Raw genomic sequence first — 734 nt, 5'->3', positions numbered from 1 at the left:
GGCCAACTGAAGCTCTAAAAGGCTCACAAGAAAAATATGGCCAACCAGCTGTTGTAGAACTACTAAACGTACTAGACACCTACATCCCAGAGCCAGAGCGTGACATCGACAAAGCATTCCTAATGCCAATCGAAGACGTATTCTCAATCTCAGGTCGTGGTACTGTAGTAACAGGCCGTGTTGAATCTGGTATCGTTAAAGTTGGCGACGAGATTGAAATCGTTGGTATCCGTGACACTCAAAAAACCACCTGTACTGGTGTAGAGATGTTCCGTAAACTGCTTGACGAAGGTCGTGCAGGCGAAAACTGTGGCGTACTACTACGTGGTACTAAGCGTGAAGACGTACAACGTGGCCAAGTACTAGCTAAGCCAGGTTCAATCACTCCTCACACCAAGTTTGACGCTGAAGTATATGTATTGTCAAAAGAAGAGGGTGGTCGTCACACACCATTCCTAAACGGCTATCGTCCACAGTTCTACTTCCGTACTACTGACGTAACTGGCGCAATCCAATTACAAGACGGTACTGAAATGGTAATGCCTGGTGATAACGTTGAGATGGGCGTAGAGCTTATCCACCCAATCGCTATGGACAAAGGTCTTCGCTTCGCTATTCGTGAAGGCGGCCGTACTGTAGGCGCTGGTGTTGTTGCTAACGTATTGAACTAATCCTTAAGTCTCAGCAATGAGCTTATGAATTAGTCATAAAAAAGGCCATCCTATCTAGGGTGG

1 protein-coding gene is annotated in these 734 nt (G+C 46.3%); it reads left to right on the top strand.

The features are described from left to right. A partial coding sequence (locus JMX63_RS14405; protein WP_265089111.1) for an EF-Tu C-terminal domain-related protein occupies positions 1-671 on the top strand: 671 nt, incomplete at its 5' end. Positions 672-734 lie beyond the last annotated feature (63 nt).

This window comes from Psychrobacter nivimaris (assembly GCF_904846365.1).
Taxonomy (GTDB): Bacteria; Pseudomonadota; Gammaproteobacteria; order Pseudomonadales; family Moraxellaceae; genus Psychrobacter; species Psychrobacter nivimaris_B.
The sequence above is the reverse complement of the archived record's forward strand: the minus strand, read 5'-3'. Positions and strand labels throughout refer to the sequence as shown.